The sequence below is a fragment of the Brevundimonas sp. Leaf363 genome (assembly GCF_001424025.1).
Lineage (GTDB): Bacteria > Pseudomonadota > Alphaproteobacteria > Caulobacterales > Caulobacteraceae > Brevundimonas.
Window position 1 is genome coordinate 1 of the sequence record NZ_LMPZ01000007.1, and the last position, 3,747, is coordinate 3,747.

At 64.6% G+C, this 3,747-nt stretch carries 7 protein-coding genes; 4 read left to right on the plus strand and 3 right to left on the minus strand.

Translation table 11 applies throughout. The features are described from left to right. The 3 genes from ASG17_RS15060 to ASG17_RS15550 form a co-directional block, all read left to right on the plus strand. Window positions 1-719 (plus strand): SOS response-associated peptidase (locus tag ASG17_RS15060; protein ID WP_200935101.1); only part of this gene is annotated, 719 nt, incomplete at its 5' end. Continuing rightward, window positions 716-961: a hypothetical protein gene (locus ASG17_RS15065; protein ID WP_056105459.1), complete on the plus strand. Its 246-nt coding sequence runs from the start codon at window positions 716-718 to the stop codon at window positions 959-961. The genes ASG17_RS15060 and ASG17_RS15065, both read left to right, overlap by 4 nt. A 60-nt stretch (window positions 962-1,021) precedes the next feature. Continuing rightward, the gene (locus tag ASG17_RS15550) at window positions 1,022-1,570 is read left to right on the plus strand and encodes a hypothetical protein (RefSeq protein WP_156367896.1); all 549 of its coding nucleotides are present in this window, start codon (window positions 1,022-1,024) and stop codon (window positions 1,568-1,570) included. On the opposite strand, the gene ASG17_RS15070 is transcribed toward ASG17_RS15550, so the two are convergent. Together ASG17_RS15070 and ASG17_RS15075 are read right to left on the minus strand one after the other, a co-directional pair. Beyond that, complete coding sequence (locus tag ASG17_RS15070) at window positions 1,567-1,857, minus strand: hypothetical protein (RefSeq protein WP_056105461.1); 291 nt, start codon at window positions 1,855-1,857, stop codon at window positions 1,567-1,569. The genes ASG17_RS15550 and ASG17_RS15070 overlap by 4 nt on opposite strands. A 243-nt stretch (window positions 1,858-2,100) precedes the next feature. Next, entirely contained in the window at window positions 2,101-2,652 is a 552-nt protein-coding gene (locus ASG17_RS15075) for a glycoside hydrolase family 108 protein (protein ID WP_056105463.1), read from the minus strand. A 91-nt stretch (window positions 2,653-2,743) separates the two neighbouring features. On the opposite strand from ASG17_RS15075, the gene ASG17_RS15555 reads away from it, so the two are divergent. Beyond that, a complete protein-coding gene (locus tag ASG17_RS15555; protein ID WP_156367897.1) occupies window positions 2,744-2,896 on the plus strand; it encodes a hypothetical protein in 153 nt (50 codons plus the stop codon). Between the two features lie 135 nt (window positions 2,897-3,031). On the opposite strand, the gene ASG17_RS15080 is transcribed toward ASG17_RS15555, so the two are convergent. Next, entirely contained in the window at window positions 3,032-3,403 is a 372-nt protein-coding gene (locus tag ASG17_RS15080) for a hypothetical protein (protein ID WP_156367898.1), read from the minus strand. Window positions 3,404-3,747: the final 344 nt, after the last annotated feature.

Here is a 3,747-nt window from a genome sequence, read left to right on the forward strand (position 1 = left end):
GCAACCTCTACACCATCCGCAAAGGCCCGGCCTCGATCCTCGATCTGGCGCGGGCCTTTGCATCTGAGGTCGGCAACCTCGAGCCGCGCGACATTTATCCGGATTACGCCGCGCCCATCGTCCGCGCGGATGCGAACGGCGAGCGCATCCTGGCCATGGCGCGTTGGGGCCTGCCGTCATCTAAGAAGGCCCTGCTCGACGCCGCAACGAAGCGGGCAGACAAGCTGCGGGCCAAGGGCAAGGACGTCGATTTCCCCAAGATGCTTGAGCTGGAGCCCGACGCCGGCACGACGAACGTGCGCAACACGGCGTCCAGCCACTGGCGGCCGTGGCTCTCCCCGGCCAACCGATGTCTGGTCCCCTTCACAGCCTTCAGCGAGCCGGGGCGCGACGCTGCCGGCAAATACACGCCGATCTGGTTCCGGCTGCGCGGCGAGCATCCGGAGCCGCTGGCATTCTTCGCCGGTGTCCATGTCCAGAGCCACACCTGCGTCCGCAAGATGAAGACCGGTCTGGAGACGTGCGATCTCTTCGCCTTCCTGACAACGGATCCGTCGGAACCGGTGGCGTCGATCCACCCCAAAGCCATGCCGGTGATCCTGACGACCGAAGAGGAGCGGGACGCCTGGATGAGCGCACCGTGGGATGAGGCGAAGGCTCTGCAGCGGGCCCTACCGGACGGCGCGCTGGAGATCTTCGACAAGGGGACGCTGTCGTGAAGTGGGACACGCGAGAGGACGGCGATCCGACCCTGGCCGTCCTGCTGGGCTACGAGCTCTTCGTCAGCGACGAGAACGCCATCGCGATCCGCCTGGAGTATGCGGAGGTCCAGGAGCAGCTGAAGGGCGAGGCGGCGCCCTCGGCGAAGCAGCTGATCATGAAGCCCGAGGCGGCCGAGGCGCTCGGGCAACGATTGATCGAGGCGGCTCGCCTAAGCTCCAGCGCAGCCGGATCGACCTAAGTGTCAGAGTTTCACGTAGCGGGCAGGCCGAAGCGCAACGATGGCCCGCAGGCTTTGGCCATGATCGGGCTCCACATCACGCATTTCGCAAGTTTCGAGTTCGAACTTATTCGAGCGGCCTGGAAGCGCGAGCTCCCGAACGGCGATGGATTCCCGCCTGAGCTGGCGGACGACACATTTGGTGCCCACTGGAAGCGATGGTCCGACTTAAATAGCAGTCGTTGGCAAAGTGAGGTGCTGGCCTGGGATCTTTTGAATGCACATGTGAACTACGCCCAGTCCCTTCGTAATTCTTTAGCTCACTGGGTCATGGAGGCCGAGGATCGGGGGCCCGGCAGCTTTTATATTCGTGTTCGCTCCTGGACACTCAAGGGATGGTTGAAGAAGCACCAGAAATGGGCGCAGCGGTATGCCGATCTCCCGATCCTGCATCGGGCGCCGGGGCCGCCGGACGGCCGGTCGGAGTATTACGAGAGCCACCAACTTGAAGCGTATCTAGAGCGCCTTCATGACGTCCACAGCATTGTCGCTGGTATGAACGACACCGAGGGTCCATACGAACCTGACGGCGTAGTGGCCGGTCGCCTTGGTCGAAGGCCGTTGTTCTAGCCGCCACACTCGAACGGCAGTTCCGCCCCGTTCGCCTCGGCCCAGCGGCACACCCGCGACACAGCCTGCCAGCCCGCCTCGCCCCACGCCTCCAGCCTGATTTCGTAGGCGTCCAGCGCGGCCTCGCTCTCAAGGTCCTCGGGCCGCAGTTGCGGCTTGGGCTGCGGCCGCAAGTCGGCGGCAGGCGGGAACAGCGGCCGGATCCTCTCCCTGGTAGCGCAGCCGCTCGCAAGCGAGAGCGACGCGGCGGTCAGAAGGGCGAGCGTCAGGAAGCGATTGCACCGCATGGGTCAGGTCCTCTTTCAGGGTGGCGTTGGCCTGGGCGTCGGCCAGGCGTTCATCGGCGGCATTGTCGCGAGCGCCCGTGTCAGTGCGCTGGGCCTCGGCGTTGGCTCGGGCGACCGCGCTGTCTGCGCGCGCACGCTGCCGGCCCGGGGCCGTGATCGAGCACCATCCCACTGACACGAGCGCGACCAAGAGCAAGACGATCACCGCCCAGGCCGCCCCGGTCGGAAGCCTTACCAGCCCGCTCACGCGACCAGCTCTGGCACAGCCGCCCACACCCGCGCGGTCTGCTCAACTTCGCCCAGGCGCCGCAGCCAGCCCTTGCCGAAGGTCGGGAAGGTGGGCAGCGAGCGGTAGTAGGCCTCGCGAATGTCCGACAGCCGCTCGACCACGCGCACGGGGTTCAGGATCCGCACGGCGGCCAGCGTCTTCGGCCCGACCTTTGCGTCTTCAGAAACGCCGGCGGCGCGCTGAAGGTAGCGCGCGGCCCGGCGCGAGCCGCTGTTCACCGCCAGGTCGAAGATCATGTAGTCGACGCCGGCCGGCAGTTGGTGACAGCGCGCCTTCAGCCAGTAGCCGTCGCGATAGACAGGTGCGGCCTCCTTGGGCGTCAGCAGGCGCACATCGCTCTTGTCGACGTCGCCGTCGCCGTCGATGTCCATCCGCCAGGCGCGGGCCGTGCCCAGCGTGATGCCCAGGTTCGTCGCCCCGCCCGGATCGCGCGGGTGATCGACGTAGCCGCCCTCATGGCGCAGCAGCATGGGCAGGGCGCGCGCGAAGCGCTCCTGTTCCGTCATGGCGGACCTCCGAAATGTCTGGGATGCGCACGCCGTGCGCACGGCGACGCTGAAACTATGAATCGTCAGCCCCGTTGGACTGCGCATGACGATGACGCCGAGAACCGTCGAGGAATGCCTGGCCGAAGCCCGCAAGCTGATCGCCGAGGCCGTGCCGGAGCAGGACGAGATGCGACGAACCGCCCTCTTGGCGATGGCCGATCACTGGATCGCGCTGCACGCGTCGCGAAAGCCGGAGCCTTAGGTCACCGGAAAATTGACCAGATGCCGATGGCGCAGGCGGCCAGCGCCGCGAAGATCATCAGTGCCAGAAGAAGCACGTCACTACGTTTCATAGAAGCAGCCTGTGACTATGTCCGCTAACGACCCATTGCTGACCTCATCGACCAAAATCGGTCGGATACTCGTTGGCCGAAACGACGACCTCCTCTGCCAATCCATCGGCGTCGATGAACTGGTGCCCGGTTGAGGTCAGAAGGGGGCCGATCAGGTCTGCGGCACGGCGCAGAGTGTCGTCGCCACACTCCCAGATAACGGGCGGCAGCGATCTGATATGCGACCTGTCCAGCTGGGCAGAGACGCTGATCGTAACCGCGTTCTCGCCGTAGCCGATGCGGACGACAGGCCGGTCAGTTCGAAGGCCAGTGATTTGATCCAACAAGGCCACCATGTCGGCGTTGTCGCCCCAGATAAGCAGGGCTGGTGAACCCTTGAAATCGTCGATCAGCCGCGCTTGGAGCATGAGAAACAATACCGTGCCGATCGTCCGCTAACGACCCAAAGCGGACCTACTCCCCACATGGCTATTTCCCTTTTGACCAAAGGGACAGGACGAGCGCTGTGGCAATGCAGAGAAGGAATCCCAGAACGATTGCGATTGTTGCCAGTGTCATCGTGCACCCCGTGCCGCGCGCTTGCGCCACAATGGCTCAGCGATCATCAGACCATAGCAGGAGAAACCGATGTCAGCTTTCTCCCAATGACCGATGGTCTGGTCCCGACCCAAAGCGGACATCAGGTGATGGCGATCACGCTTGGCGGCAGATCAGGTCCAGCTTTGCTGCCAGTACCAGTGATAAGGTGGTCCAGTGACGG